21 protein-coding genes and 20 tRNA genes are annotated in these 25,608 nt (G+C 45.5%); 3 read left to right on the top strand and 38 right to left on the bottom strand.

Translation table 11 applies throughout. From position 1 onward, the window contains the following. Positions 1–7: 7 nt before the first annotated feature. A complete protein-coding gene (locus J4N40_RS12955; protein ID WP_031780204.1) occupies positions 8–610 on the bottom strand; it encodes a YitT family protein in 603 nt (200 codons plus the stop codon). Positions 611–957: 347 nt separating this feature from the next. Between J4N40_RS12955 and glyA the strand changes: the two genes are divergently transcribed. Continuing rightward, positions 958–2,208, top strand: coding sequence for a serine hydroxymethyltransferase (glyA, locus tag J4N40_RS12950; protein WP_005381985.1), 1,251 nt, complete (start codon positions 958–960; stop codon positions 2,206–2,208). Positions 2,209–2,654: 446 nt separating this feature from the next. On the opposite strand, the gene lipA is transcribed toward glyA, so the two are convergent. The 12 genes from lipA to leuS form a co-directional block, all read right to left on the bottom strand. Next, on the bottom strand, positions 2,655–3,620 hold the full coding sequence (gene lipA / locus J4N40_RS12945; RefSeq protein WP_005391329.1) for a lipoyl synthase: 966 nt from the start codon (positions 3,618–3,620) through the stop codon (positions 2,655–2,657). After that, positions 3,617–4,279: a lipoyl(octanoyl) transferase LipB gene (gene lipB / locus J4N40_RS12940; RefSeq protein WP_005384137.1), complete on the bottom strand. Its 663-nt coding sequence runs from the start codon at positions 4,277–4,279 to the stop codon at positions 3,617–3,619. The genes lipA and lipB overlap by 4 nt, the downstream gene beginning before the upstream one ends. 176 nt (positions 4,280–4,455) lie before the next feature. Further along, complete coding sequence (ybeD, locus tag J4N40_RS12935; RefSeq protein ID WP_005384135.1) at positions 4,456–4,734, bottom strand: DUF493 family protein YbeD; 279 nt, start codon at positions 4,732–4,734, stop codon at positions 4,456–4,458. Between the two features lie 139 nt (positions 4,735–4,873). Next, the gene (locus J4N40_RS12930; protein ID WP_005384132.1) at positions 4,874–6,052 is read right to left on the bottom strand and encodes a serine hydrolase; all 1,179 of its coding nucleotides are present in this window, start codon (positions 6,050–6,052) and stop codon (positions 4,874–4,876) included. Positions 6,053–6,143: 91 nt separating this feature from the next. Continuing rightward, positions 6,144–6,947 carry a septal ring lytic transglycosylase RlpA family protein gene (locus J4N40_RS12925; RefSeq protein ID WP_250654275.1) on the bottom strand — a complete coding sequence of 268 codons (804 nt, stop codon included), beginning with the start codon at positions 6,945–6,947 and terminating at the stop codon, positions 6,144–6,146. A 2-nt stretch (positions 6,948–6,949) separates the two neighbouring features. Beyond that, positions 6,950–8,071 (bottom strand): rod shape-determining protein RodA, encoded by a 1,122-nt coding sequence (gene rodA / locus J4N40_RS12920; RefSeq protein ID WP_005373004.1) that lies wholly within the window; start codon positions 8,069–8,071, stop codon positions 6,950–6,952. Beyond that, entirely contained in the window at positions 8,071–9,987 is a 1,917-nt protein-coding gene (gene mrdA / locus J4N40_RS12915; RefSeq protein ID WP_005384126.1) for a penicillin-binding protein 2, read from the bottom strand. Before mrdA ends, rodA begins: the two co-directional genes overlap by 1 nt. A 29-nt stretch (positions 9,988–10,016) precedes the next feature. Beyond that, on the bottom strand, positions 10,017–10,487 hold the full coding sequence (gene rlmH, locus J4N40_RS12910) for a 23S rRNA (pseudouridine(1915)-N(3))-methyltransferase RlmH (RefSeq protein ID WP_017821762.1): 471 nt from the start codon (positions 10,485–10,487) through the stop codon (positions 10,017–10,019). Positions 10,488–10,491: 4 nt separating this feature from the next. Next, positions 10,492–10,809, bottom strand: coding sequence for a ribosome silencing factor (rsfS, locus tag J4N40_RS12905; protein ID WP_005373015.1), 318 nt, complete (start codon positions 10,807–10,809; stop codon positions 10,492–10,494). Between the two features lie 88 nt (positions 10,810–10,897). Further along, a complete protein-coding gene (holA, locus tag J4N40_RS12900; RefSeq protein ID WP_064369038.1) occupies positions 10,898–11,917 on the bottom strand; it encodes a DNA polymerase III subunit delta in 1,020 nt (339 codons plus the stop codon). A gap of 5 nt (positions 11,918–11,922) precedes the next feature. Further along, complete coding sequence (locus tag J4N40_RS12895) at positions 11,923–12,462, bottom strand: LPS-assembly lipoprotein LptE (RefSeq protein ID WP_005384122.1); 540 nt, start codon at positions 12,460–12,462, stop codon at positions 11,923–11,925. Between the two features lie 152 nt (positions 12,463–12,614). Next, complete coding sequence (gene leuS / locus J4N40_RS12890) at positions 12,615–15,188, bottom strand: leucine--tRNA ligase (protein WP_005391313.1); 2,574 nt, start codon at positions 15,186–15,188, stop codon at positions 12,615–12,617. Between the two features lie 153 nt (positions 15,189–15,341). On the opposite strand from leuS, the gene J4N40_RS12885 reads away from it, so the two are divergent. Continuing rightward, positions 15,342–15,812: a zinc ribbon-containing protein gene (locus J4N40_RS12885; RefSeq protein WP_005373024.1), complete on the top strand. Its 471-nt coding sequence runs from the start codon at positions 15,342–15,344 to the stop codon at positions 15,810–15,812. Positions 15,813–15,896: 84 nt separating this feature from the next. Here J4N40_RS12885 and lnt read toward each other — a convergent pair whose 3' ends face one another. The 5 genes from lnt to miaB all read right to left on the bottom strand — a co-directional run bounded on the left by lnt (position 15,897) and on the right by miaB (position 21,515). After that, positions 15,897–17,414, bottom strand: coding sequence for an apolipoprotein N-acyltransferase (gene lnt, locus J4N40_RS12880; RefSeq protein WP_005384119.1), 1,518 nt, complete (start codon positions 17,412–17,414; stop codon positions 15,897–15,899). Between the two features lie 33 nt (positions 17,415–17,447). Further along, on the bottom strand, positions 17,448–18,347 hold the full coding sequence (gene corC, locus J4N40_RS12875; protein ID WP_005384118.1) for a CNNM family magnesium/cobalt transport protein CorC: 900 nt from the start codon (positions 18,345–18,347) through the stop codon (positions 17,448–17,450). A 105-nt stretch (positions 18,348–18,452) separates the two neighbouring features. Beyond that, entirely contained in the window at positions 18,453–18,917 is a 465-nt protein-coding gene (gene ybeY, locus J4N40_RS12870; protein WP_005373030.1) for an rRNA maturation RNase YbeY, read from the bottom strand. 2 nt (positions 18,918–18,919) lie between these two features. Then, the gene (locus tag J4N40_RS12865; protein WP_005373033.1) at positions 18,920–20,017 is read right to left on the bottom strand and encodes a PhoH family protein; all 1,098 of its coding nucleotides are present in this window, start codon (positions 20,015–20,017) and stop codon (positions 18,920–18,922) included. 73 nt (positions 20,018–20,090) lie between these two features. Continuing rightward, positions 20,091–21,515, bottom strand: coding sequence for a tRNA (N6-isopentenyl adenosine(37)-C2)-methylthiotransferase MiaB (gene miaB, locus J4N40_RS12860; RefSeq protein WP_005373038.1), 1,425 nt, complete (start codon positions 21,513–21,515; stop codon positions 20,091–20,093). 257 nt (positions 21,516–21,772) lie between these two features. On the opposite strand from miaB, the gene J4N40_RS12855 reads away from it, so the two are divergent. Then, on the top strand, positions 21,773–22,951 hold the full coding sequence (locus J4N40_RS12855) for a 2-octaprenyl-3-methyl-6-methoxy-1,4-benzoquinol hydroxylase (protein ID WP_170890799.1): 1,179 nt from the start codon (positions 21,773–21,775) through the stop codon (positions 22,949–22,951). A 135-nt stretch (positions 22,952–23,086) separates the two neighbouring features. On the opposite strand, the gene J4N40_RS12850 is transcribed toward J4N40_RS12855, so the two are convergent. The 20 genes from J4N40_RS12850 to J4N40_RS12755 form a co-directional block, all read right to left on the bottom strand. Continuing rightward, positions 23,087–23,171 (bottom strand) — tRNA-Leu (locus J4N40_RS12850). A 53-nt stretch (positions 23,172–23,224) separates the two neighbouring features. Next, a tRNA-Gln gene (locus J4N40_RS12845) sits at positions 23,225–23,299 on the bottom strand. Between the two features lie 50 nt (positions 23,300–23,349). Continuing rightward, a tRNA-Leu gene (locus J4N40_RS12840) sits at positions 23,350–23,434 on the bottom strand. 29 nt (positions 23,435–23,463) lie between these two features. Continuing rightward, positions 23,464–23,548 (bottom strand) — tRNA-Leu (locus tag J4N40_RS12835). Positions 23,549–23,594: 46 nt separating this feature from the next. Further along, positions 23,595–23,671, bottom strand: a tRNA-Met gene (locus tag J4N40_RS12830). A gap of 22 nt (positions 23,672–23,693) precedes the next feature. Further along, positions 23,694–23,778, bottom strand: a tRNA-Leu gene (locus tag J4N40_RS12825). A 53-nt stretch (positions 23,779–23,831) separates the two neighbouring features. Then, a tRNA-Gln gene (locus tag J4N40_RS12820) sits at positions 23,832–23,906 on the bottom strand. A 30-nt stretch (positions 23,907–23,936) separates the two neighbouring features. Next, positions 23,937–24,021, bottom strand: a tRNA-Leu gene (locus J4N40_RS12815). 54 nt (positions 24,022–24,075) lie between these two features. Continuing rightward, a tRNA-Met gene (locus J4N40_RS12810) sits at positions 24,076–24,152 on the bottom strand. 22 nt (positions 24,153–24,174) lie between these two features. Next, positions 24,175–24,259 (bottom strand) — tRNA-Leu (locus tag J4N40_RS12805). A 53-nt stretch (positions 24,260–24,312) separates the two neighbouring features. After that, positions 24,313–24,387: transfer RNA gene (locus J4N40_RS12800), tRNA-Gln, on the bottom strand. A 30-nt stretch (positions 24,388–24,417) separates the two neighbouring features. Beyond that, positions 24,418–24,502 (bottom strand) — tRNA-Leu (locus tag J4N40_RS12795). A 53-nt stretch (positions 24,503–24,555) separates the two neighbouring features. Then, positions 24,556–24,630 (bottom strand) — tRNA-Gln (locus tag J4N40_RS12790). A gap of 30 nt (positions 24,631–24,660) precedes the next feature. Continuing rightward, positions 24,661–24,745 (bottom strand) — tRNA-Leu (locus J4N40_RS12785). Between the two features lie 53 nt (positions 24,746–24,798). Further along, a tRNA-Gln gene (locus J4N40_RS12780) sits at positions 24,799–24,873 on the bottom strand. Positions 24,874–24,903: 30 nt separating this feature from the next. After that, a tRNA-Leu gene (locus tag J4N40_RS12775) sits at positions 24,904–24,988 on the bottom strand. A gap of 54 nt (positions 24,989–25,042) precedes the next feature. Beyond that, positions 25,043–25,119: transfer RNA gene (locus J4N40_RS12770), tRNA-Met, on the bottom strand. Positions 25,120–25,196: 77 nt separating this feature from the next. Then, positions 25,197–25,271: transfer RNA gene (locus J4N40_RS12765), tRNA-Gln, on the bottom strand. 32 nt (positions 25,272–25,303) lie between these two features. Continuing rightward, positions 25,304–25,388 (bottom strand) — tRNA-Leu (locus J4N40_RS12760). Positions 25,389–25,428: 40 nt separating this feature from the next. Then, positions 25,429–25,505: transfer RNA gene (locus J4N40_RS12755), tRNA-Met, on the bottom strand. Positions 25,506–25,608: the final 103 nt, after the last annotated feature.

Genomic DNA, 25,608 nt, shown 5'->3' with positions numbered 1-25,608 from the left:
CAAAAATTTATGAACCGTAGGTCACGGAATAGCGGTGCGGTTTGTGGTTCATCGCTAACACGACATTGAGTGCAAACGCCCCCAAAATTGAAAGGCCAATCACTTCTGGTGTGACAAAGAAGAATGAAGCAAACAGGATACATGCATCGATTGCCATTTGGCTTTTGCCAACTGAAATGCCAAATTTGTCTTGGATAAACAAACACAGCACGTTAAAGCCACCTAAGCTGGAGCGATGTCTGAATAGGATCAGCATACCGAGCCCCATTAAAAGCCCGCCTGCGACGGCGCAATAAACTTCATTTACCGATTCGAGCGAGATTAGCAAATAAAGATGATCGGCAAAGATAGAAACCAACGCGCCAGAAATGGCACTATTAATGGCGAAATGACGGCCGAAGCGTTTCCATGCTAGTAAGTAAAAAGGACTGTTTGCTAAAAAGTACAGCACACCAAAGGTAAAAGGTGTAAATTGGCTAATAAGCAGAGCCAATCCAGTCGTGCCTCCCGTTAGAAGGTTCGCGGATTGGAGAAAGAAAACGCCTTGAGCTACTAAAAAGGTACCCGTGAGAATCGCTATCCAGTCTTCTTTTAATGAGTGTTTTTCCATCAATGTTGCAGTCATTAGTGATAAATAAGGCGTGCATAGTAGTAAAAAGATGATCTTTTCGGTAGCTAGAGGGTAAAATTTACGGTAAACCTATGTAATTGCTGTTTTACAGGGTGTAAAGCACAAATTTGACAGGCAATAGATTGTCGTTATGCGATTGCAATGCTGGCATGATAAACATTGCTTGTCATCATGAAAAAACTGCATGAGAAAAATTGTAAATTTCTCTTTATGACCTAAATCAAATTATGTAGAATGCGCGCCATTAGGGTGACGAAAACGTTTGCGTCGGGTCATTCAACAGTTTTTTTGCAACTTTCAGTACTAATCTGAGTCAGGAGATACAGATGCTTAAGCGTGATATGAACATCGCAGATTACGATGCGGAACTGTTCGCAGCTATCCAGGAAGAAACTCTTCGCCAGGAAGAACACATTGAACTTATCGCTTCTGAAAACTACACAAGCCCACGTGTAATGGAAGCGCAAGGTTCTCAGCTAACGAACAAATACGCTGAAGGCTACCCAGGTAAGCGTTACTACGGCGGTTGTGAGTACGTAGATAAAGCTGAAGCACTAGCAATTGAGCGTGCATGCCAACTATTTGGTTGTGAGTACGCTAACGTACAGCCTCACTCAGGTTCTCAAGCAAACAGCGCAGTTTACATGGCGCTTCTTAACCCTGGCGATACAGTTTTAGGCATGAGCCTAGCGCACGGTGGTCACCTAACTCACGGTTCACCAGTAAACTTCTCTGGTAAGCACTACAACGTTATCCCTTACGGTATCGATGAAGCTGGTCAAATCAACTACGACGAGATGGAACAGCTAGCACTTGAACACAAACCTAAGATGATCATCGGTGGTTTCTCTGCTTACTCGCAAATCGTTGATTGGAAACGCATGCGTGAAATCGCTGACAAAGCAGGTGCTTACTTATTTGTTGATATGGCGCACGTAGCTGGTCTTATCGCTGCCGGTGAATACCCAACACCAGTACCGCATGCTCACGTGGTAACAACAACGACGCACAAAACACTAGCAGGTCCTCGCGGTGGTCTTATCTTGTCAAATGCTGGCGAAGATATGTACAAGAAATTGAACTCAGCAGTGTTCCCTGGTGGTCAAGGTGGCCCTCTAATGCACGTTATCGCTGGTAAAGCAGTAGCGTTCAAAGAAGCGATGGAGCCAGAGTTCAAAGCTTATCAAGCTCGCGTAGTGAAAAACGCAAAAGCAATGGTTGGTCAGTTCCAAGAGCGTGGCTACAAAATCGTATCTAACGGTACAGAAAACCACTTGTTCCTTGTTGACCTAATCGACAAAGATATCACTGGTAAAGACGCAGACGCGGCACTAGGTGCAGCAAACATCACTGTAAACAAGAACTCAGTACCAAATGACCCACGCAGCCCATTCGTAACGTCTGGTATTCGTGTAGGTACGCCAGCGATCACTCGCCGTGGCTTCACTGAAGAAGATGCAAAAGAGCTAGCAAACTGGATGTGTGACGTTCTAGATAACATCGGCAACGAAGAAGTTATCGAAGCGACAAAACAGAAAGTGCTAGAAATTTGTAAGCGTCTACCGGTTTATGCCTAACTGTTCTTCATAGAATGAGTCGACTTCGGTGTCGAACATACTCATTTGCTCGCGCAAACTCCGTGTGTTCTCCTAGAACTCGACTCGTCTATTTTGAACATTGATATACTAAAGGTCCTCATTTGAGGGCCTTTTTGTTTGTCTGGCGTTTGGAATGAGATATAGCGAAGAGTGTGTGATAAGGAGATGGCTACCAACACTGTCCCTTTCAATATATCCAAACCGCGTCATTCCGACGAGCCTAGGCGAGAGCAGGAATCTTGTTGAGGCACACTCTTTTACTCAGCGTTTCCCTAAAAATCATCAGTATTCTGAAAACAGATTCTGAATCACGCTCGTTCCTCGCTGTTCAGAATGACGGAGGTAGAATGGCTTTTTATCATCATTTGACAGATACAAAAAAGGTTGGCACTGAGCCAACCTTTCTTTTGAAAACAAACGAGAGCTTACTTAATCTCGATACCTTGAGCCTGCATATCGGCATGGTAAGAAGAGCGAACAAATGGACCACACGCTGCATGCGTGAAGCCAAGTTCTAGTGCAACTTCTTTTAGCTCGTCAAACTCTGATGGTGGAACGTAACGTTCTACTGGCAAGTGGTGACGGCTTGGCGCTAAATACTGGCCTAGAGTCAGCATCGTTACGCCGTGTGCGCGTAGATCTTTCAGTACTTCGATGATTTCTTCTTTGGTTTCACCAAGACCCATCATCAAACCAGACTTGGTCGGTACATCTGGATGCTGCTCTTTGAACTTCTTAAGGAGCTCAAGTGACCATTTGTAGTTCGCACCTGGGCGAGCTTTACGGTAAAGACGTGGCGCGGTTTCTAAGTTGTGGTTGAAGACATCTGGCGGATTGTCTTTCATTAGATCAAGCGCTACATCCATGCGACCACGGAAGTCAGGAACCAGTGTTTCAATCTTAATATGCGGGTTTAACGCACGGATCTCGCGGTTACAATCGGCAAAGTGTTGTGCACCGCCGTCACGCAGATCGTCACGGTCAACAGAAGTGATTACTACGTATTTCAGCTTCATATCGGCAATGGTTTTCGCCAGTTTTTGAGGCTCTTCTGCTTCCGGTGGTAATGGGCGGCCATGAGCAACGTCACAGAAAGGACAACGACGAGTACAAATAGCACCTAAGATCATGAAGGTTGCTGTACCGTGGTTAAAACATTCCGCTAGGTTCGGGCAAGATGCTTCTTCACATACGGAGTGAAGTTTATTCTTACGCATCGCCGCTTTGATGTCTTGAATTCGTTGGCTGTCGGCTGGTAGCTTGATCTTCATCCAATCAGGCTTACGTAGCACTTCTTTCTGCTCTGTAGGCATGTTCTTTACGGGAATCAATGCCATTTTATCGGCGTCACGATATTTAACGCCTTTTTCCATCTGGATTGGTTTGCTCATGCTTTATTACCTTGAGAAGGTGCTTCTGTGCTGAATTCTACTTGCTCATAATCGAGCAAAGTAACGAGTTCTTCTATTAATTGTTTTTCTACGGCTTCTACATTGTCTGGGCCGCCAAATTGGCTGACCTGAACCATTTCCATACCTTCATAACCACAAGGGTTAATACGCAGAAACGGTGTTAAATCCATATTTACGTTCAAGGCTAAACCATGAAACGAGCACCCTTTACGAATGCGTAAACCGAGAGAGCATATTTTCTTACCGGCAACGTAGACACCTGGTGCGTCAGGTCGCGCGGCTGAGTCAATATTGTATGCTTTTAGCGTGTTGATCACGAGGTTCTCGATTGTGGTAACGAGATCTCGTACACCTAATTTTTTGCGGCGTAGGTTGATCAAGAAGTAGGCGACCAACTGACCAGGGCCATGATACGTAACCTGGCCTCCGCGATCACTTTGTACAACAGGAATATCGCCAGTGTTAATCAAGTGCTCAGCTTTACCTGCCTGTCCTTGCGTAAATACTGGGTTATGTTCTACCAACCAGACTTCATCACGGGTTTCTTCTGTGCGTTGGTCGGTGAACTCATGCATCGCCTTCCATACAGGCTCATAGTCTTGGCGGCCAAGTCGTTTTACAACAAGTTGGTGTTGCATGGGAATTCCTGTTGCTAATATATAAAGTTTTTGGATTATAAACCGGATAACCCTGATGCTCTACCGCTGCGTAACAGATTTTTAACTGAAAGCGATGTAAAGCCTCGTTATCTCTTTGATAAATAAAAAGAAAGCAGCCAAGGCTGCTTTCAAAAAAAATTTAATATATCAAAAAATTATAGAACCATGCGTACGATGTCAATTTCACCTAACTCTTTGTACAGTGTCTCAACCTGCTCGATAGAGGTTGCAGTAATGTTGATTGACACAGAGTGGTAGTTGCCCTTAGCACTTGGTTTAACGGTCGGGCTGTAGTCACCTGGAGCATGGCGCTGAATAACTTCAAGAACAAGCTCTGGAAGTTCAGGCTTTGCATGACCCATTACCTTGTAAGTAAATGAACAAGGGAACTCAAGCAGGTCTTTTAATTTTGCATCAGAGTTGATGGTTAGCATATCGATAACTCCAGTAGATATTCGTTGCGGTGCGAAATAGTACAGTCAAATTAGGGGGAACTCAAGACGAGGAGCTCAAACTTAAAAAGCCGCCCATTCAGGCGGCTTTGCGAATAAGTTTGCTACTCTAACGTTCTTTTTAGAAGAAGCTCTTGAATAACAATACGATGTAATCCCACATGCGGCTAAATAGACTACCTTGCTCTACGGTTTCTAGTGCCATTAGTGGGTACTCGGCAATATCTTCACCATCGATCTGATAGTATAGCTTACCAACTACATCACCTTTATTAATTGGGGCTTCTAGCTCTTTTTCAAGGACGAAGCTTGCTTTTAGGTTTTTCGCTTCACCACGCGGTAGTGTTACGTAAGTATCTTGGTCAAGACCCAGTGCTACGGTGTCTTTGTTACCCATCCACACTTTTTCTTCTACGAACGTTTCACCTGCTTTGTGCGGTGCCACTGTTTCGAAGAAACGGAAGCCGTAGCTTAGCAGCTTTTTGCTTTCTGACTTACGAGCATTGGCATCTTTAGTACCCATAACGACCGCAACCAAGCGCATTTGACCTTCAGTTGCTGAACTTACTAGGCTGTAACCCGCATTACTTGTGTGACCCGTTTTGATGCCGTCAACGTTCATGCTCTTATCCCAAAGTAGACCGTTACGGTTGTATTGGGTGATGCCGTTGTAAGTAAATTTCTTCTCTGAGTACACTCGGTACTCATTTGGTACGTCACGGATAAGTGCTTTACCTAGCAGTGCCATGTCGTATGGTGTTGAGTACAATTCTGCGTTATCTAAGCCATGAACGTTGGCAAAGTGCGAGTTAGTCATACCCAATGTGTTGGCCCAAGCGTTCATTAGGTCAACAAATGCATCTTCTGAACCTGCAATATGTTCTGCCATCGCAACACAGGCATCGTTACCTGACTGGACGATGATACCTCGGTTCAGGTCACGTACTTTAACTGTTGTGCCTACTTCAATGAACATCTTTGATGAATCAGGGAAGTTTTTCGCCCACGCATTTTTACTGATGGTGACATCATCATCTTCTGAGATATTACCACGCGCTAGCTCTTGGCCGATTACATAGCTGGTCATCATCTTAGTCAGACTAGCTGGAGACAATTTTGTGTTCATCTCTTTCTCTGCCAGTACTTTACCTGAATGGTAATCCATCAGCACGTAGCCCTTCGCCGCGATTTGAGGGGCATCTGGAACAACGATAGGTGATGCAAGAGCAGATTGAGCGAAAGTTGCAGAAAGGGCAACCGAAGAAACGAGAATAGATTTCACAAACTTATTTTTATTCATGGTAATTCAAATTTTTGGGTTAACTGCAGACATCTTATCAGAATCCCTAGTTATGTAAGAGGGGGATCAAAGAGAAATTCATGACACGAGGTCATTTGGCAGTGTTGTGTTTTTTAATAAATGCAGACGAATAGCCGAGCAACTTTACTTTATCTAATGTGGCTTGCGTCAGGGAATAGTCAGTAAATGGCCCTAACAACAAGCGATAAGACTCTTTCGCACTCTCTAGGAAAGTTTCTGTATCCAATTTTTGACCAAGCTCGGTACCTAAAGTTCGCGCGCGTTCTTCATTTTTTGATGATGCCACTTGAATAACGTACCTAGGGTGCGCTTCTAATGACTTTTTGTCCGTGGGCTGATTGATACTGATCACTTCAATTTCCACGTTCGCGGTGCCTGTTTTTATGACATCTAACTTGTGCGCGGCGGCATAGCTTAAATCAATGATACGGCCATCGTGAAAAGGACCTCGGTCATTAACTCGTACTATGGTGGTTTTGCCGTTGTCAGTATTGGTAACTTTTACGTAACTTGGTAACGGTAGCGTTTTATGCGCTGCCGTCATTGAGTACATGTCATAGATTTCGCCATTAGAAGTCAAATGACCTTGGAATTTTTTCCCATACCAAGATGCGCGGCCTTTTTCTTTAAAGCCTTTCGCATTGCGAACTATTTTGTAGTCTTTGCCTCGCAAGTGGTAATCTTTGTTCCCACCTAGGCTGTACGGTTCATATTTAGGATGCGCATCCTCGATGTGTTCGACTGAATGCGGTGTATCCGGTGCAACATCGGATTCGAGTTCGTAACGGCCTTCTTGTTCTTTTTGGCTAGTTGATGAACAGCCTGCCAAAATAAGAGCAGAGAAAACCAAGGAATATAAAGCGCGTTTTTGCATGTCTAGGTCGCCTTAGAGAATGCTTTTCGGTGCGTATGAATCGACATCAGAATACCAAAACCAGCCATCAAGGTTACCATTGATGTGCCGCCATAACTGATGAGTGGCAACGGTACACCTACTACAGGTAGGATGCCACTTACCATGCCAATATTTACAAAAATATACACGAAGAAGCTGAGTACAATACTGCCTGCCATCATTCGTCCAAATGCGGTTTGCGCTTGGCTGGCGAGATATAAACCTCGTCCAATAATAAATAGATAGATGGCTAAAAGGCAAAGGAAGCCAATCATACCCCATTCTTCAGCAATTACTGCAAAGATAAAGTCAGTGTGTCGTTCTGGAAGAAATTCTAGTTGTGACTGCGTACCTTGCAACCAACCTTTGCCGGAAATACCACCGGAGCCAATCGCAATTTTACTCTGAATAATGTGGTAGCCCGCTCCTAGCGGATCAGATTCCGGGTTAAATAGAGTACGAACTCGCACTTTTTGATACTCTCGCATCAAGAAAAACCACAGAATTGGAATGAAACCACCTAATGCAATCGCAGCACCAGCGATGATTTTCCAGCTAATGCCGGCGAGGAAGATAACAAAAATACCGGAAGCGGCGATCAGGATCGAGGTACCTAAGTCAGGCTGCTTTGCAATGAGAATGGTTGGTAAGCAGACCATAATCAGTGCAACAATGAGTGTTTTTAGCGTTGGTGGAAGGGGCTGTCTACCGACATAGCGAGCCACCATTAATGGCACTGCGAGCTTCAATAGCTCTGACGGTTGAAAGCGCACAAAACCGAGGTTAAGCCAACGCTGCGCGCCTTTCGATGCTTCACCGAAAAACAGCACGCCGAAAAGCAGTATAACGCCACCAACGAACATCAAAGGTGCCAAGCTTTCGTAAGTTCGTGGAGAAAGCTGTGCAAGGACGAGCATCACAACGAGTGAAAGCACCATTCGCATGGCTTGGCGATCCATCATCAGTAAACTTTGGCCACTGGCGCTGTACATGATCACCAGGCCAAACCCCATCAGGGCCAGTATGCCAAGTAGGAGTGGTAAGTCGATATGGAAGCGTTCAAACAGGGCGCGATTTTTACCTGTAGAGGGATCCATCTTCATTACTGTTTTACCTCTTTCTTCGCATTGTTTTCAGGCTCAATTTCTTCTGGACCAAGAACGACTCGGTCAAAAATTTTCCTTACTACTGGGGCACCGTTACTAGAACCACCACCGGCATTTTCTAGTACTACAGTGACGACCACTTTAGGATCATCAAATGGTGCAAAGCCAGTAAATAACGCATGGTCACGTAAGTGCTCGGCGATCTCATCGGCGTTGTATTCTTCGTTTTCACCCAGACCGAAGACCTGTGCAGTACCTGATTTACCCGCTGTTTCATAATTCATTTTGTAGAATGAGCGGCGAGCTGTTCCGCGCGTGCCATGGTTTACCCGACGCATGCCTTCTTTCGCCATATCCCAGTACTTTTTCGGTACATTCTTGATTGGCGGGTAAGTCACGTATTCTGTTGTTTGTTGTTCTTCGAAGTCGTTGCCGTTCTCTATCGTCGCTTTGAGCAAGTGAGGTGCGATCACTTCTCCCTCATTTACTAATACGGAGGTCGCTTTGGCGATTTGCATTGGTGTTGCTGTCCAATATCCTTGGCCGATACCTACAGGGATCGTATCACCTTTATACCATGGGGTTTTATGGCGAGACATTTTCCAGTCACGAGTCGGCATATTCGCCTTACTTTCTTCGTAGATATCAATGCCAGTGTAATCACCAAAACCGAACATCATCATCCAATTCGAAATACGGTCAATACCCATGTCATAAGCGATTTGATAGTAGAAGGTATCAACAGACTCTTCGATCGACTTAATGATATCGACGCGCCCGTGCCCCCAACGCAACCAGTCACGAAACGGGCGTGTGTTGGAGTTTGGTATGCGCCAATAACCAGGGTCATTTCGTGTGGTGTTAGGTGTGACGACACCTTCTTGCAGCGCGGCTACCGCCATAAATGGTTTGATGGTAGACGCAGGAGGGTAAATGCCAAGTGTAGTGCGGTTGACCAAAGGACGGTTTTTATCGTTCAAAAGGGCGCGATAGTCTTTACCTGAGATTCCGTGCACGAACGAGTTAGGATCGTAGCTAGGGCTTGAAACCATAGCCAGTACGCCGTTGTCTCTAGGATCGATTACTACAGCACTGCCTCGGCGGCCGTCCAACAATTGGTGTACGTACAACTGCAAGTTGATATCAAGGTTTAAAACGATGTCTTTTCCGGGTACAGGTGGAACGTACTTTAAGGTACGAATTACTCGGCCGCGGCTGTTTACCTCGACTTCTTGATATCCGGCTGTACCGTGTAAGAGGTCTTCGTAGTATTTTTCAATACCCAGCTTACCAATGTCGCGAGTGGCTTGATAGTTTGCGTCTTTTTCTTCTCGGATCAGGCGCTGCATGTCGCGATCATTGATTCGAGAAACGTAACCAATCACGTGGGTTAAGACTTCGCTGAAAGGGTAGTAGCGCTTTAAGGTCGCACTTATTTCCACACCTGGAAAGCGGTACTGATTGACGGAGAATACCGCTACTTGTTTTTCGTTCAGTTGGGTAAGCAGTGGGACCGATTTAAATCGACGAGTCCGTTTACGCTCGTGGTGGAAACGTTCAATCTGGTCTGGTGTAATTTCCAGAATAGTTTGTAATTCTTGGATGGTTGCATCAATGTCTTTAATTTTTTCTGGGGTCAGTTCTAAGTTAAAGACGGGACGGTTCTCTGCCAGTAAAACGCCATTTCGGTCATAAATTAGACCTCGGTTAGGCGCGATAGGCACTACTTTGATGCGGTTATCGTTCGAGCGGGTTTGATAGTCTTGAAACTGGTTCACCTGAATGTTGTACATGTTGGCAACCAGAGCTCCCATCAAGACAACAATGCCGATAAAAGCAACAATAGCGCGGCTGGCAAACAGACGCGCTTCGGCTTGATAATCTCGGATTTGACTGCGGCGTTTACGAATCATTAACGCTTGGCTCTAAAGTTAAACAACGATTATTCGCGATGATAAGGGTGGTTAGCGGTGATGCTCCACGCTCGGTATAAGCTTTCTGCCATTACGATACGCACTAGAGGGTGGGGTAGCGTTAAGGCAGACAATGACCAGCTTTGGTCTGCTGCAGCTTTGCATGCAGGAGCGAGTCCTTCGGGACCGCCGATTAATATTGATACATCACGGCCATCTAATTTCCAAGCTTCTAACTGCTCAGCGAGTTGAGGAGTGTCCCATTTTTTACCTGGGATATCTAACGTGACGATACGGTTGCCTTTTGGTACCGCCGCGAGCATCGCTTCTCCTTCTTTTTGCAGGATGCGAGCGATATCGGCATTCTTACCACGCTTGCCAGCAGAGATTTCAATCAACTCCAACGGCATATCATGCGGGAAACGGCGACGATATTCTTGAAAGCCTTCCTCAACCCATTTTGGCATTTTTGTGCCAACAGCAATTAGTTGAATTTTCAAAAGATTAACCCCAGAGTTTTTCTAGCTGGTAGAGTTCGCGGTGCTCTTCTTGCATCACGTGAAGCATGGCGTCGCCCATATCTAGGACTACCCATTCACCTTCGTTTTCACCTTCCATTCCTAGTGGCTCAAGACCGGCTTTTTTCACTTCTGTTGCAACATGGTCAGCGATGGATGAAACGTGGCGTTTGGATGTACCAGTACAGATGATCATGTAATCTGTCACGCTTGATTTATCTTCCACATTTAGGACGATAATGTCTTCCGCTTTCATGTCGTCGGCTTTATCAGCTAAAAAGTCTTTCAGTTCTTCGCGAAGCACTCGGTTTTCCTCGGTTTGTCTCTTATCTCTACAGTGTTTTACATTCTTGCTTGCAAAACAGGTCGCGCACTATATCACGCTTTGATTTTTAAATTGCCAGCTTAATATCAGGAGAGCAGGTTTCTAAGCTCAACTGATGAATAGTTGGCCATACAGACTCGTCATATTGAGTTTTGGCTTTTATCTCGGCTTGAGCCAATAAGGAGAGCAATGCACAAATACGACTCGCTGATAAGCGGGCCAGTGCTGCGTTATAGAGTGGACGCTTGTTTTGCCAAACTCGATATTTCTCAAATACCTGGTTCATTCCCATTTGAGTTAAGTCTTGATGCATATTTAAAAGTTGGCTCAACTCTTTTTGTACACTTCGAATCAAGATCACGGTCTCAACCCCTTCCGCCTCAAGTTGGCGAAGAATACGTTGTGCACGGTTTGCTTTACCTGCCAGTAAGGCGTCGATCCAGTTAAAGGTAGTGAAGTGATTATGGCGACTTAGGGCTTCCTCTAAACGTATGATGGTCAGCTCACCATCCGGATAGAGTAGGGCCAATTTCTCTAAGCTTTGTGTCAATGCAAATAGGTTACCTTCATGCCATTGAGCCAACATTTGCAGTGATTGCTGATCGGGTTTTAGTCCCAACGTGCGGCAACGTGTCTGAATGAACATAGGTAGGCGTTGAAGGTCTGGCGACAAGCAGCTTACCCAATCGCCTTTTGAGCTTAATGCTTTGAACCATTTCGCATTTTCTTGGGCTTTGGTCAGTTTGCTACCAACAATGACGAGCATGATGTCATCATGAAGCATATCACACAGTGTTTGCAGCTCTTTGCTGACGGCGGTTGTTACGCCACTTTCAGGAATTTCAAGCTCAATCAATTGACGGTTTGAAAACAGGCTCATCGCTTGGAAACAGTCGTAAACTTGGTTCCAGTCGATGCTAGCATCCACCGAAAAACGGTGTTTTTCCTCAAAACCTTGCTGAAACGCTGCCTTTTGGATTGCTTGGCGGCTTTCTTGAATCAGTAACGGCTCATTACCAAAGATTAAGTAAACCTGTTTAATTTGTTTAGTTAAATGATCCGTTAGCTTATCGGCATAAATTCGCATAGTGACTAAGAGTTTTTGTTCGCTGGCTCAGAGATTTGTCCTGCTTCATATTCGGCACGAATACGGCCCAACTGGCGCATCATCTGTTTTGCAGCTTGCAAGCGCATCTCGTCTTCAATTACGTCACGCTCAACAGATTTTGCAAGTGCGGTCAACGGGTTGTCTAGGTAGTTGCGGTTTACTGTTGTCGTAAAGTTTTTAGAACCATAGCCAGGAATTGTCACACGGTATTTTACTACGTATGTCAGCTCTTTTTCTGCTGCACGGCTATTTTGATAAAGCGATAGTGTACGCTCATCGATTGTCGCTTCCGTCAAATGAAGGTTGGGTACCGTCGATGATGGTTGAACAAGTTCAACTTTGTTCAGTTCGAGTTGAGAGCGAACATAGCGAGTTAATTCACTGTATTCATCGTAGCTGGAGAAAGACATAGTGTGCAGCTCTTCCGGTACGGAATACTCGCCGCGAAGGTGAAAACCACAGGCAGAAAGAAGCCCCGCTAATACCAATACCACTGGTAGTTTAATCAAAGAGAAAAAGCGCATTGATTGTATTCATCCTAAATTGAAGGGGTTATTTACCTTAAACCACTCATGTGAATGGTTTGAGGTAAATAAACAGGGTAGAAAACTACCCTGTTTAATGACTCTTGGTTAACAAATAAGTTCGCTAAACAGAGACAAATTGACAGCTGCGATTAGTTTGCAACGATGTTCAGCAGTTTACCTGGAACGTAAATAACTTTACGAATAGTCAGGCCATCAGTGAACTTAACCACGTTTTCGTCGTTTAGACCAAGCTGTTCGATATCGTCTTTAGAGATATCAGCTGGGACTGTTAGCTTCGCACGTAGCTTACCGTTAACTTGAACAACGATAGTTTTTTCGTCTTCAACTAGCGCTTTTTCGTCAAACGTCGGCCATGCCGCGTTATCAATGTCTGTTTCACCTAGTGCTGCCCATAGCTCGTATGAGATATGCGGAGTGATAGGGTAAAGCATGACAACAATAGCTTTCAGTGCCTCGTCAAGGATTGCACGATCTTGCGCAGATTCTTGAGGCGCTTTCGCTAGTTTGTTCATCAGCTCCATGATCGCTGCGATCGCGGTGTTGAATGTTTGACGACGAGCGATATCGTCCGTCACTTTCGCGATAGTCTTGTGAACGTCACGGCGAAGTGCTTTTTGATCACCAGAAAGCGCTGCGGTATCTACTGCTTCTGCTGCGCCTTTCGCTGTGTGCTCTTTCACTAGTTTCCAAACACGTTTTAGGAAGCGGTTCGCACCTTCTACGCCAGACTCTTGCCATTCAAGTGTCATGTCCGCTGGAGACGCGAACATCATGAATAGACGTACTGTGTCAGCGCCGTACTTGTCTACCATTTCTTGAGGGTCGATACCGTTGTTCTTAGACTTAGACATCTTGATCATGCCTGAGTGCGTTACATCACGACCTTCAGTGTCTTTAGCAGAAGTAATGCGGCCTTTACCATCACGTTCAACGGCTACGTCTGTTGGAGCTACCCACTCTTTACCACCTTTCTCGTTCTCGAAGTAGAACGCATCAGCCAGTACCATGCCTTGACACAGTAGTTGCTTGAACGGTTCGTCAGACGTTACGTAGCCCGCGTCACGTAGCAACTTGTGGAAGAAGCGTGAGTACAGTAGGTGCATACAAGCGTGCTCGATACCGCCGATGTACTGGTCTACTGGTAGCCAGTAGTTTGCTTTTTCTGGATCTAGGATGTCGTCCGCTTGTGGTGAACAGTAACGCGCGTAGTACCAAGAAGATTCCATGAACGTATCGAACGTATCTGTCTCACGTAGAGCAGGTTCGCCGTTAAAGGTTGTCTTCGCCCACTCTTTGTCTGCTTTGATTGGGCTCGTTACGCCGTCCATTACTACGTCTTCTGGAAGAATCACTGGTAGTTGGTCAGCAGGTACTGGGTGAACTTCACCGTCTTCAGTGGTTACCATTGGGATTGGCGCACCCCAATAACGTTGACGAGATACACCCCAGTCGCGTAGACGGAAGTTTACAGTCTTAGTGCCTTTGCCCTCTGCTTCTAGCTTCGCTGCGATTGCGTCGAATGCCGCTTGGAATTCTAGGCCATCGAATTCACCTGAATCGAACAGTACACCTTTCTCAGTGTATGCTGCTTCAGAGATGTCTAGCTCGCTGCCATCAGCAGGCTTGATAACTGGCACGATGTCTAGACCGTACTTCGTTGCGAACTCGTAGTCACGTTGGTCGTGCGCAGGTACAGCCATTACCGCGCCTGTACCGTAGTCCATCAGAACGAAGTTTGCTACGTATACTGGTACTTCGCGGCCGTTCAATGGATGAATAGCAGTAAGGCCAGTTGCCATACCTTTCTTCTCCATTGTCGCTAGCTCAGCTTCTGCAACCTTGTTGTTCTTACATTCGTCGATAAACGCTGCAAGCTCTGGATTGTTCTCTGCTGCAAGAGCTGCAAGAGGGTGGCCGGCTGCGATACCCACGTAAGTCACACCCATTAGCGTATCTGGACGTGTTGTGTAAACTTCTAGGTCTTGTTGACCCTTAACTTCAAACTTCAGTTCAACACCTTCAGAACGACCAATCCAGTTGCGCTGCATGGTTTTCACCATTTCAGGCCAACCTTCAAGCTTGTCTAAGTCGTCTAGTAGCTCTTGAGCGTACTCAGTGATTTTGATGAACCATTGAGGGATTTCTTTTTGCTCTACAGGCGTATCACAACGCCAGCAACAACCGTCTTCAACCTGCTCGTTTGCAAGAACAGTTTGGTCGTTAGGACACCAGTTAACAGAAGAAGTCTTTTTGTAAACTAAACCTTTCTCGTAAAGTTTAGTGAAGAACTCTTGTTCCCAGCGGTAGTACTCCGGTGTACATGTTGCGAATTCACGGTTCCAATCGTAACCAAAGCCTAGAAGCTTAAGTTGGTTCTTCATGTATTCGATGTTTTCGTAAGTCCAAGGTGCTGGCGCAGTTTTGTTTTTTACTGCTGCGTTTTCTGCAGGTAGACCGAATGCGTCCCAACCGATTGGTTGCATCACGTTTTTGCCTTGTAGGCGTTGGAAACGAGATACTACATCACCGATAGTGTAGTTGCGCACGTGACCCATGTGCAGTCGACCACTTGGGTATGGGAACATGGACAGACAGTAGAATTTTTCTTTATTTGGGTCTTCACTTACAACAAAGGTTTTGTTGTCATCCCAGTGCTTTTGAACTTTTTGTTCAATATCTTGTGGGTTGTATTGTTCTTGCATCGATGGTATCCGTTATCTTGGAATTTGTGAGTTCGGTTAGAACAGACTTAAATAGATCGTCATAGAATACCTAAAGCTAGGGATCACAACAATAGCCAATCTGTACCCATGCGCCCTTAAGTGACGCAGGTAGGAGAAAGATGGAGGTCAGTTATGCCTAAACGTAAAACAGGTTATGAGGAAATGCTCGAGGATGTGATTGAAACCTTGAAGCACAGTCCGGAAGAAGTTAACAAAGCGATTGAGACGTCGGGCAAAGTGGTGGATGCTGCTAATGACTTGACCAAAGATGAATTGGCTTTAATCAAAGCGTACCTTAAAGCAGACTTAAAAGAGTTTTCAGAGAGTTACGAGGATAGCAAAAGCGGTCCGTTTTACTTAACGATTGCGGATTCGATATGGCAAGGGCTGTTAGAGATTACAGACCGAACTAAAGTTGAGTGGGTTGAGTTGTTCGATGACTTAGAGCATCAAGGGCTATATGAAGCAGGAGAGGTGATAGGCTTAGGCACTTTAGTTTGTGATGAGTGTGGTCACAAGACAACGTATAACCACCCAACAGTAATCATTCCGTGTATTAAGTGTGGTCACAAAGGCTTTACTCGTCAGTCATTAAAGCCATAAATGGCGAGTAACGACTGTATAATGCAATGAATAAAAAAGAGGCTTAGTCGCCTCTTTTTTGTCTTTTCTACTTTCAAGCTGTTATCAGCTCTGTTTTCTTCTTAAACCGAAAGCCAGCGCTAAACTTAACCCTACCCAAATATACAATGGCCAAGTACCAACGATTCGATATGGCGTTTTCCCATCGGTTGGGGTGAGCTCTGCGCGCAGTACTGCAGTTTCAAACTGCGGAACTTGCTCAACGATTTTACCCTTGTGATCGGTTACCGCTGTTAATCCATTGTTAGTCGAGCGGATGAGCGGTTTGCCCAACTCTAAGGCACGCATACGGGCGATCTCCATATGCTGAAGAGGGCCGATAGAGTGACCAAACCATGCATCGTTTGAAAGCGTTAGAATGAAGTCTGTTTCGTCAGTCACATTTTGACGCACTTGCTCATTAAAGATGATCTCATAGCAAAGCGCTGGTGCCATGTGCATGCCATTCGCAACGATGTTTGGCTGCACAAAAGCCCCACGGCTAAACGATGACATCGGTAGGTTAAAGAATGGCGCTAATGGGCGCAAAATATCTTCAAATGGTACAAACTCACCAAACGGTAGTAGGTGATGCTTATGGTAACGTTCGCTTAAATCGAAGCTGTAGTCACCGTATGGTGTGATGCCGAGGGACAGAATACTGTTGTAGAACTGTCGATCTTCAGCTTGGTTGACGACACCGGTGATGATTGCGCTGTTATTCATTTTTGCAGCGCTGTCGATATTGCTCAAAAATGAAGGCACTTCAATTTCAAAAGCAGGAATTGCTGCTTCTGGCCAAACGATAATGTCAGCATCCCAGTTTTCACGAGTTAAGTCAGCATATTTCATTATGGTTGGCCAGCGTTGACTTGGTAGCCACTTTAGGTTCTGGTCTACGTTACCTTGAATCAGCGCGAGCTTAGTCGTGTCTTCTGGTCGGGGTGTTACCCAATCGTAGTTGCGAATCCCAAAGCCAGTACTGAGTAGTACCGCAGGGATAATCACCATCAGCCACTGCTTATGAATCCATGCATAGGCTAACGCCCCTGCGCTGATAAGGATAAATAGAGTAAGCAGTTCTACGCCGCCAATTGGTGCAAAGCTTGCGAGTGGAGCATCTATCTGGCTATAGCCTAGCCATAACCAAGGGAAGCCGGTCATCACCCAACCACGCAACCAATCACTTATCAGCCATAAAGCAGGTGCAGCGAGAAGTGCTTTTGTGAGCGTAAATTGAGGAAACAGCTTGTTGTTGAGCCAAGCAAATAAGCCTGAATAAACAGCCAAGTAGGCAACAAGTAAGCCCATTAAAAATAAATTGGCAATGAGCGGCATACCGCCAAAACCGGAGATACTGACGTAAACCCAGCTAACGCCAGTTGCAAATTGACCTAACCCCCAAGCATAACCAATCCATAGTGCGCGTTTCGGAGTTTGGTTAGCAAGAAGAATCAGTAGAATTGCAGGGCTAAGAATGGCAATAGGCCACAGCTGGTAAGGAGCGAAAGCGAGTGTAGTAGAGGCGCCAACAAAAGCGGCCACTAAGGGCCGCTTAAGGCGATGAAAGAGTTCATTCATCATTGTAATTTTCTGAGATTCCCAATGGGTATCGCGTTACTCTTGAGTGGCTTCAACCAGGGTTTCTTCGTCTGGGATCGTCACTTGGAGTTGAATGACACGACGGTTATCGGCAGCGGTGACTTTGAAGTTGTAGCCTTCAATTTCAACCAGTTCACCACGAGAAGGTAAGTGACCAAAGGCAGTCATGACCATACCACCAACGGTATCAACTTCCTCATCGCTGAAGTTGGTTCCGAATGTCTCATTAAACTCTTCGATGGTTGTCAGCGCTCTGACAGCAAACGTATGCTTGCTCAGCTTACGAATGTCCGTCTCTTCACTTTCATCGAATTCATCTTCAATATCCCCGACGATTTCCTCAAGGATATCTTCAATGGTCACAAGACCAGAAACACCACCGAATTCATCGACAACAATGGCCATATGATAACGTTCTTCACGGAATTCTTTCAGCAGTCGATCAACGCGTTTACTTTCCGGTACCACAACCGCTGGTCGAATGACTTCTTCGATATCAAATGGATTACTGCCTGAGCCTAAGTATTTAAGTAAGTCCTTCGCTAGAAGTATGCCTTCCACATGGTCTTTATCTTCGCTGATCACAGGGTAGCGAGAGTGTTGAGCATCGGTAATCAAAGCAACCAAGGTATCAAGGTCGTGAGTACGCTCAACTGTAACCATTTGCGAACGCGGGATCATAATGTCACGCACACGCATTTCGGAGATTTCCATAACACCTTCGAGCATATCGCGAGTGTCATGGTCAATCAGGTCGTTAACTTCAGAGTCGCGGATAACATCCACAAGCTCTTGGCGATCTTTTGGTTCGCCCTGAAATAGTTGACCTAGACGTTCAAAGAAGGACTTTCTACTCGGACCTTCTGCCTTTTCTTTCTTATCTTCGTTAGAAGAGGGAGAATTATCTTCGTTCATTGTTTCTCAATTAAGTAACGCTATCAGAAGTGTGATAGCACACATAGAGAGGCGAACACGAGAGTCATTTAGGTGGTTCGCCTTTCCCTGTCGAGTGGCCAATAGCTACTCTTTTTCAGCAATGTAAGGATCTTCATAACCCATACCTTGCATGATTTCGGTTTCGAGGGACTCCATCTCTTCGGCTTCGTCATCCTCTATATGATCATAACCTAGCAGATGCAAGCTGCCATGTACAACCATATGCGCCCAATGTGCTAGCAGAGGCTTGCTCTGTTCAACCGCCTCTTTTTCAACAACTTGGCGGCAAATAATCAAATCACCAAGTAAATCTATTTCCATACCAGGAGGTGCTTCAAATGGAAACGACAACACATTAGTTGGTTTATCTTTGCCGCGATACTCATGATTGAGCGTATGACTTTCTTGTTCATCAACAATACGAATGGTGACTTCGGCTTGTGGCTGGAAGAGAGGAATTGTCTTATCTAGCCACAATTGGAAATCTTGCTGCGAAGGCAGACCTTCTTCATTTTCGACTGCCAGTTGCAGATCAAGTTCAATCGCCATGATTATTCCTTAGTTGAAGCAACTTGTGCATTCAGTTCGGCTTTTGCTGCTTCTAGTAACTTCGCATCGCGTTCTTCACGACGGCGTTTCTCGAACTCTTTACGCTCTTTCTGGTCTTGTGCTTCCCACTTCTCGTACGCGTTAACGATACGAGCAACCACAGGGTGACGTACAACGTCGTCGGCTAAGAAGAAGTTAAAGCTGATGTCGTCAACTTCGCTTAGTACTTCAATAGCATGACGAAGACCCGATTTCGCACCACGAGGTAAGTCAATCTGCGTGACATCACCAGTGATAACCGCGCGAGAGTTAAAACCAATACGCGTTAGGAACATCTTCATCTGCTCAACAGTGGTGTTCTGACTCTCATCAAGAATGATGAAGGCGTCGTTTAGAGTACGACCACGCATGTAAGCAAGAGGGGCAACCTCAATCACGTTACGTTCAATCAGCTTCTCTACGCGCTCAAAGCCCAGCATTTCAAATAGGGCGTCGTATAGCGGACGTAGGTATGGGTCGACTTTCTGGCTTAAATCACCAGGTAGGAAGCCCAATTTCTCACCAGCTTCAACCGCTGGACGAGTAAGTAGAATACGGCGGATCTCTTGGCGCTCTAGTGCGTCAACAGCTGCTGCTACAGCAAGGTAGGTTTTACCTGTACCTGCCGGGCCAATACCAAAAGAAATATCATGCGTGACCATGTTAACCAAGTACTGCGCTTGGTTTGGCGTACGTGGTTTGATCACACCTTTCTTGGTTTTGACGAAGACTTCTTTACCATGCTCGATATTAGACTCAGTATTCTGCTCAAGAACACCAGACTCTTTGATCGCTAGATGGATTTGCTCAGGCTCAATATCTGGGATCTCACCTCGTACAGGTGCGGTATCAACATATAGAGTTTTCAGGATATCCAGCGCAGCTGATGCGGTATGAGGTTTACCGACAATCGTAAAGTGGTCACTACGGTGGTTAATTTCAACGCCTAGACGACGTTCTAAATGCTTGATGTTGTCATCGAATGGACCGCACAGGCTAGCTAGTCGGCGGTTGTCTGAAGGTTCTAGGTTAATTTCTAGAGTTACGATTTTATTGCTCAATGTTGCCTCTCATTTTTTGCCACTTAGTGAGAGCCTGATAACGACCAGGCTCTCTATGGCTATTTATACGAGCTTACGGCGTAAAAGTAGCTACACCCAGCTCATCTTCGCGACGTGTTTTCGCCATCATCTGCGTTGGGGAAATCACACTACGAAGATCCATGTCTTTTTCAGTACGTACTAGCTCACCACGCAGTGAGTTTGCAAATACGTCTACGATCTTCACATCAACGAACTGACCAATTAGGTCTGCACTACCTTCAAAGTTTACTACACGGTTGTTTTCTGTACGAGCGCGTAGTTCCATTAGGTTTTTCTTCGAAGGACCTTCAACTAGAACACGTTGTTCTGTGCCAAGCATTAAGCGAGAGTAACGCATCGCTTGAGCATTGATAGTTTGCTGTAGTTCGTAAAGGCGCTCTTTCTTCACTTGTTCTGACACATCGCAAGGGTAATCCGCTGCTGGCGTACCTGGACGTGGAGAGAAAATAAAGCTGAAGCTCATGTCAAAGTCTACATCTTTGATTAGCTTCATGGTGTCTTGGAAGTCTTTGTCTGTCTCACCAGGGAAACCAACAATAAAGTCTGAACTGATTTGAATATCAGGACGAGCTTTACGCAGTTTACGGATGATCGATTTGTATTCGATAGCGGTGTGAGGGCGTTTCATCATCGTTAGGATACGGTCACTACCACTTTGCACAGGTAAGTGCAGGAAGCTCACAAGTTCTGGCGTATCTTCGTATACTGCGATGATGTCGTCTGTGAATTCTAACGGGTGGCTCGTCGTGAAACGAATACGGTCGATACCATCGATAGACGCAACCAAACGAAGCAGTTCTGCAAATGAACAGATCTCACCATCGTGCATAGGACCACGGTACGCGTTTACGTTTTGCCCCAGAAGGTTTACTTCACGTACGCCTTGTTCAGCAAGTTGGGCGATTTCGAACAGTACGTCATCCATTGGACGGCTTACTTCTTCACCACGAGTGTACGGTACGACACAGTAAGTACAGTACTTAGAGCAGCCTTCCATAATAGAAACGAATGCTGTCGCACCTTCTGCGCGAGGTTCAGGTAGGCGGTCGAATTTTTCGATCTCTGGGAACGAAATGTCCATAACTGGTGCATCATCGGACTGAGATTGTTTGATCATCTCAGGTAGGCGGTGCAAAGTTTGTGGGCCAAAAATAACGTCAACGTATGGTGCACGTTCACGAATATGGTCACCTTCTTGCGTTGCTACACAACCACCTACACCGATAACTACGCCAGGTTTTTTATCTTTTAGTGTTTTCCAGCGGCCTAGCTGGTGGAAAACTTTCTCTTGCGCTTTTTCACGGATCGAACAGGTGTTAAGTAGAAGTACGTCTGCTTCCTCTGGCTCTTCCGTCAGCTCGTAGCCGTTTGCAGCATTAAGCAGGTCGGCCATTTTTGATGAATCGTATTCGTTCATCTGGCAGCCCCAGGTTTTAATTAGCAGTTTCTTACTCATCTCACTTTCGCTCGTTCAGTTGTACTTAAATCGGAGAGCTATTGCTCAAATTATAGCCGCCATCACGGCGGTAAGCGGCGTATTGTACTGCTTTAAAAAGCACCTGACTAGTGATCTAGCTAATTCTCTGCAAAGCCTGATGAAATCTAGTTTTTCGCCCTATGCAGAACAAGGTTTTTTGTTAAACAATTTTGTAAAAATAGCCATGGAAAGTACAATAAAAAACGCCAATTAATCAGCACGATGAAGAGTGAAAAATGAACAAGTATGACATCGCCGTGATCGGTGGCGGTATGGTCGGGGCAGCCGTCGCTGTTGGATTTGCCAAGCAGGGCAGAAGCGTTGTCTTGGTTGAAGGTACAAAACCTAAAGTTTTTGATGCCGCTCAGGCGATGGATATTCGTGTATCTGCAATCTCGCACCAGTCGGTGGAGTTACTTGATTCACTCGGAGCATGGTCAGAGATCAAGAGCATGCGAGTTTGTCCTTATCGTCGCTTAGAAACTTGGGAGCACCCAGAGTGCCGTACTCGTTTTCACTCTGATGAATTGTCATTGGATCAGCTAGGTTACATCGTTGAAAATCGCCTAATCCAATTAGGTCTTTGGCAAGTCTTCTCTCAGTATGAAAATCTAACCGTGATGTGTCCTGAGCGATTAAAAGCCATTGAGTTTGCAGATGTAAACCTTGTGACACTAGAAAGTGGGGAGCAGTTTGAAGCTAACTGGGTGATTGGTGCTGATGGTGCAAACTCTAAAGTTCGTCAATTGGCTGGAATTGGTGTAACTGCGTGGGACTACCGACAACACTGCATGTTGATTAACGTGAAAACAGAATTGCCTCAGCAAGATATTACTTGGCAACAATTTACACCTTCAGGCCCACGTTCATTTTTACCTCTGTGCTCTTTGAGTAACGACGATGGTCAAGTAGTAGGCCAAGGTTCTTTGGTTTGGTATGACTCGCCTAAACGTATTAAACAACTGTGTGCGATGGGTAAACCTCAACTAAGGGAAGAAATCTTACGTCATTTCCCTGCTGAATTAGGCGATATTGAAGTTTTACAGTTTGGCTCATTCCCACTCACTCGTCGTCATGCGCAAAGCTACTCAAGCAAAAATTGCGTGTTAGTGGGTGACTCTGCTCATACGATCAATCCGCTTGCAGGGCAAGGGGTAAACTTAGGCTTCAAAGATGTAGACGTTCTCCTTTCGGTAACAGAACAACAAGAAAAGCTGGAAGATACCTTACTCGCGAAATACGAACGCGCACGTCGACCTGACAACTTACTCATGCAGACGGGCATGGACTTTTTCTATAAAGGTTTTAGCAACGATCTAGGGCCATTGAAGTTCGTACGTAATGCTGCATTGAAGCTTGCTGAAAACTCAGGGCCAATTAAGGCTCAAGTACTGAAATACGCGTTAGGTATGTAGTAAGCTACTCAAATCACAGATAGAAAAAAAGCGAGCCATGAGCTCGCTTTTTTAATTCGGCAAATCTAATGATTTCCCGAGTCCAGAACCAAAAAAAGAAAAAACCCAGCAAAGTCATGCTGGGTTTTCCGATAATGGTGCGGAAGGAGAGACTTGAACTCTCACACCTTGCGGCGCCAGAACCTAAATCTGGTGCGTCTACCAATTCCGCCACTTCCGCAACTTAATCTATAGATATCAAGATAATTGGTAAAATCTCAATATCGTTGTATATGGCAGGGCTACCTGGATTCGAACCAGGGAATGGCGGCATCAAAAGCCGCTGCCTTACCGCTTGGCGATAGCCCTACAGCGTAAATAGTCAAAGACTACTTAACCTCTCTTATCGAGAGAAAGAATGGTGCGGAAGGAGAGACTTGAACTCTCACACCTTACGGCGCCAGAACCTAAATCTGGTGCGTCTACCAATTCCGCCACTTCCGCGTATTCTGATAGTGTAGATTAATTTAAGATGGTGCGGAAGGAGAGACTTGAACTCTCACACCTTGCGGCGCCAGAACCTAAATCTGGTGCGTCTACCAATTCCGCCACTTCCGCATCTTAAATCTACGTGACTGATAGCTTATGCTAGCAATCCAATCAATGGTGGCTACGACGGGATTCGAACCTGTGACCCCATCATTATGAGTGATGTGCTCTAACCAGCTGAGCTACGTAGCCATTTTAAACTTTTGATCAAGAATGGTGCGGAAGGAGAGACTTGAACTCTCACACCTTGCGGCGCCAGAACCTAAATCTGGTGCGTCTACCAATTCCGCCACTTCCGCAACTTGATCTGTAGATATCAAGATAATTGGTAAAATCTCAATATCATTGTATATGGCAGGGCTACCTGGATTCGAACCAGGGAATGGCGGCATCAAAAGCCGCTGCCTTACCGCTTGGCGATAGCCCTACATTGCTCTAATAAAAGAGACTTAAATAATGGTGCGGAAGGAGAGACTTGAACTCTCACACCTTGCGGCGCCAGAACCTAAATCTGGTGCGTCTACCAATTCCGCCACTTCCGCAACTTATTCTGTAGTTATCAAGGTAATTGGTAAAAACCTAAATAACGTTGTTTATGGTGGCTACGACGGGATTCGAACCTGTGACCCCATCATTATGAGTGATGTGCTCTAACCAGCTGAGCTACGTAGCCATTTTAAAACTTTGATCAAGAATGGTGCGGAAGGAGAGACTTGAACTCTCACACCTTGCGGCGCCAGAACCTAAATCTGGTGCGTCTACCAATTCCGCCACTTCCGCAACTTGATCTGTAGATATCAAGATAATTGGTAAAATCTCAATATCATTGTATGTGGCAGGGCTACCTGGATTCGAACCAGGGAATGGCGGCATCAAAAGCCGCTGCCTTACCGCTTGGCGATAGCCCTACATTGCTCTAATAAAAGAGACTTTAATAATGGTGCGGAAGGAGAGACTTGAACTCTCACACCTTGCGGCGCCAGAACCTAAATCTGGTGCGTCTACCAATTCCGCCACTTCCGCAACTTATTCTGTAGATATCAAGATAATTGGTAAAATCTCAATATCATTGTATATGGCAGGGCTACCTGGATTCGAACCAGGGAATGGCGGCATCAAAAGCCGCTGCCTTACCGCTTGGCGATAGCCCTACATTGCTCTAATACAAGAGACTTAAATAATGGTGCGGAAGGAGAGACTTGAACTCTCACACCTTGCGGCGCCAGAACCTAAATCTGGTGCGTCTACCAATTCCGCCACTTCCGCAACTTGATCTGTAGATATCAAGATAATTGGTAAAATCTCAATATCATTGTATGTGGCAGGGCTACCTGGATTCGAACCAGGGAATGGCGGCATCAAAAGCCGCTGCCTTACCGCTTGGCGATAGCCCTACATTGCTCTAATAAAAGAGACTTTAATAATGGTGCGGAAGGAGAGACTTGAACTCTCACACCTTGCGGCGCCAGAACCTAAATCTGGTGCGTCTACCAATTCCGCCACTTCCGCAACTTATTCTGTAGTTATCAAGGTAATTGGTAAAAACCTAAATAACGTTGTTCATGGTGGCTACGACGGGATTCGAACCTGTGACCCCATCATTATGAGTGATGTGCTCTAACCAGCTGAGCTACGTAGCCATCTTTTGGAGCGAGACAATATAAACCTTCACGCTCTCAGTGACAACCCCTTTTATAAAGGAATCTCACTTGAATCATGGCAGGTCTACCTGGATTCGAACCAGGGAATGGCGGCATCAAAAGCCGCTGCCTTACCGCTTGGCGATAGACCTGTAGGCAATAGTCACAATGACTATTTAAAATATGGTGCGGAAGGAGAGACTTGAACTCTCACACCTTGCGGCGCCAGAACCTAAATCTGGTGCGTCTACCAATTCCGCCACTTCCGCATCTATTCCTAACTGCTCTGATAAAAAGAACATTTAGGAATGGTGGCTACGACGGGATTCGAACCTGTGACCCCATCATTATGAGTGATGTGCTCTAACCAGCTGAGCTACGTAGCCAAAACCATATTTTTTGTTCTCAACGCTTTGTTGCCTTGTCGTTGGGAACGGCGCGCATTATGCGAAGTTGAGTGAGATCCGTCAACAGTTTTTTTTAATAAAT

Origin of the sequence: Vibrio sp. SCSIO 43097 (genome assembly GCF_023650755.1) — a bacterium.
Classification (GTDB): domain Bacteria; phylum Pseudomonadota; class Gammaproteobacteria; order Enterobacterales; family Vibrionaceae; genus Vibrio; species Vibrio alginolyticus.
The sequence above is the reverse complement of the archived record's forward strand: the minus strand, read 5'-3'. Positions and strand labels throughout refer to the sequence as shown.